Here is a 1,785-nt window from a genome sequence, read left to right as displayed (position 1 = left end):
TCTACATAAATGTAGACTTACATAAATGTAGACTTTTATACTAAACAATTTTCAATTTGAATTATGTAATCTTGGCATTTTTCACAAATTATTATACTTACTATATAACTATCATCTACCTTACCTTGTCTAGATAATTTATTAAATGATAATCCTTCATATTCTTTACTTATATCACTTATTACATACTCTCCTTTTTTTGTAAATATGTAAAAATGATATTCTAAAAATCCAAAAAACTTTTGCTTTTCTTTTACACCTGCTAAACACTCTGGACATGCTTCTTGATAGTATTCTATATCAAAATCAGCACTTTCAGATTCTTTTAGCATATTTAATATATTTTCTACAGTTATACCTTTAACTGGCTTTTCTTCATCATTAATTAATTCACTACAATTTTTTTCATTTAATATATATTCTATATCTTCATAAGTAAATTTATATTCTGTCATATTAACACCTCTTTATTTTATTCTATTTCTGATTTAAAAGGAACATCTTCACTTATTGCATTTGAATATTCCTCATTATTTATATATCCAAGTTCTTTCATTTTATATAAAATAACTTCTTGTCTTTTTTTAGCTTCACTATGTTCTTTATATTTTGCTGGATTATTTGTAATTCCAACTAACATTGCACATTGAGCTAAATCTAAATCTTGTACATTTTTTCCAAAATATACTTTTGATGCTTTTCCAACACCATATGATGATTTACCAAAATAAACATTGTTTAAATAAGTACACAATATTTCATCTTTAGTCATAAATTTATCCATCTGACTTGCATAATAAATATCTTTTATTTTTCTATTTATAGTTCTATCATCACTAGTTAATAAATTTTTAGATATTTGCATTTCTATAGTACTTCCGCCTTGAGTACTATCTGAAAAGATATTATGTATAATAGATCTTGTTAAAGATATTATATCTACCCCTTTATGGTCATAGAATCTTTCATCTTCAATTGAAACTAATGCTTCTTTTAGATACTTCGGTATTTCATTATCTTCAACTACCTCACTACTTATATAATTTTCTCTTAATATCTCTTTATTTATAGGTTTAGTATCTTTCAAAGATGATACTAAAAAAGCAGACCCTATTATAGATACTACTACAGATACAATTAATATAAGTAGTAAAAATAACTTTACTAATTTCAAACCTGTTTTTTTCTTAGTTCTCTTTCTTTTATTAGTATTTGCTTTTTTTACTTTATTATTTTCTACTTTATCATTATAAGTTATATTTTCTAATCTTAATCTTTCATCATAATATCTTTGGTTTTGCTTAGGCTTATAGTTGTAATCATTTGAATTTACTTTTCTTCTTCTTATCCTATTATCATCATTATTATTCATATGAACCTCCTAAATATTACAAATTTAATTATACCTTGTTATATATAATAAATCAAAGTACAAATTTGTAATATAATTATAGTATTTATGATTAAAATTTTAGTTTTAGGCTGATCATAGATTTTGTATTACCATTCAAGGAGAAAATTATAAATGGCTTACTTTATAACAGATGCTTGTATAAGTTGTGTTGCTTGCGAAGAAGAATGTTCTGTTAGCTGTATAAGTGCAGGAGATGACAAATTCGTAATAGATGAAGATATATCTATAGGAAAGATTTTTATTTATCTTTAGTTGAATACAATTATTTTTATTNNNNGTAATAAAAAAAGAAAAGCATTTGCTTTTCTTTTTTTATTTTATATCTATAGTTTTTACTATTATGTTATTTTTCATATTCATATCCTCTACAT

Annotated in this window: 3 protein-coding genes; 1 reads left to right on the top strand and 2 read right to left on the bottom strand. The window is 23.2% G+C overall.

From position 1 onward, the window contains the following. Window positions 1-35: 35 nt before the first annotated feature. On the bottom strand, window positions 36-455 hold the full coding sequence (locus tag G3997_RS02415) for a DUF3785 family protein (protein ID WP_296647521.1): 420 nt from the start codon (window positions 453-455) through the stop codon (window positions 36-38). A 17-nt stretch (window positions 456-472) separates the two neighbouring features. Beyond that, the gene (locus G3997_RS02410) at window positions 473-1,372 is read right to left on the bottom strand and encodes a biosynthetic peptidoglycan transglycosylase (RefSeq protein ID WP_296647518.1); all 900 of its coding nucleotides are present in this window, start codon (window positions 1,370-1,372) and stop codon (window positions 473-475) included. Window positions 1,373-1,525: 153 nt separating this feature from the next. Between G3997_RS02410 and G3997_RS02405 the strand changes: the two genes are divergently transcribed. Next, the gene (locus G3997_RS02405; protein WP_296647515.1) at window positions 1,526-1,666 is read left to right on the top strand and encodes a hypothetical protein; all 141 of its coding nucleotides are present in this window, start codon (window positions 1,526-1,528) and stop codon (window positions 1,664-1,666) included. Window positions 1,667-1,785 lie beyond the last annotated feature (119 nt).

This window comes from Romboutsia sp. 13368, from assembly GCF_018336475.1.
Taxonomy (GTDB): domain Bacteria; phylum Bacillota; class Clostridia; order Peptostreptococcales; family Peptostreptococcaceae; genus Romboutsia.
Note: the sequence above shows the minus strand (reverse complement) of the source record. Positions and strands in the feature narration are given on the sequence as shown.

Excerpts from the sequence above, each read along its gene's own strand:
- G3997_RS02405 (WP_296647515.1), top strand. The coding sequence starts at position 1,526 with ATGGCTTACTTTATAACAGATGCTTGTATAAGTTGTGTTGCTTGCGAA.
- G3997_RS02410 (WP_296647518.1), bottom strand. The coding sequence starts at position 1,372 with ATGAATAATAATGATGATAATAGGATAAGAAGAAGAAAAGTAAATTCA.
- G3997_RS02415 (WP_296647521.1), bottom strand. The coding sequence starts at position 455 with ATGACAGAATATAAATTTACTTATGAAGATATAGAATATATATTAAAT.